This is a genomic window from Salinimicrobium oceani (assembly GCF_012037645.1).
Genome location: NZ_JAAVJR010000609.1, coordinates 1 through 456 on the forward strand (window position 1 = coordinate 1; position 456 = coordinate 456).

Here is a 456-nt window from a genome sequence, read left to right on the forward strand (position 1 = left end):
ACATATAGTTGCCCAATCCTGGAAGCACGCAGACAAAAATCCATATCCTCATAAAGCCCGTAACCTACAAAATAATTTGAAAAACTTATTTGTTCAAAAAGTTCTTTTCGATAAGAAGCAACTCCCCCCATAAAGAACTCTACAGGATATGTTTTTCCTGTGGGGGGGCAGGAAACCGATGGAAAGGCCGTTGGAGAATTCCGGCATCACCCCTGGCGGCCTATTACTTAATAGACCCAGCTTTTTCCTCAGCAAATTGCGACTTCCTATTTTACGTTTATAGCCATCTATCCAAAATTCATCAAAACCGGCAGGCTGCTCAGCTCTCTTCCATTCAACTTCATCTACTATATATCCTCCTACACCAACTGCATCAGAATATTTGTGGTAGGTGCCTATTAAATGTTCAAAATATTCCGGTTCTAAAACCGTGTCATCGTCCAGAAAGCATATCAC

At 41.4% G+C, this 456-nt stretch carries 1 protein-coding gene and 1 pseudogene; both read right to left on the reverse strand.

All coding sequences use genetic code 11. The features are described 5' to 3' along the window. Positions 1–131: pseudogene (locus HC175_RS24400) on the reverse strand (galactosyltransferase-related protein); the annotation flags it as partial. Further along, positions 94–456, reverse strand: a 363-nt coding sequence (locus tag HC175_RS18510; RefSeq protein ID WP_235942681.1) for a glycosyltransferase family A protein, incomplete at its 5' end; no start/stop codon positions are given. The pseudogene HC175_RS24400 and the gene HC175_RS18510, both read right to left, overlap by 38 nt.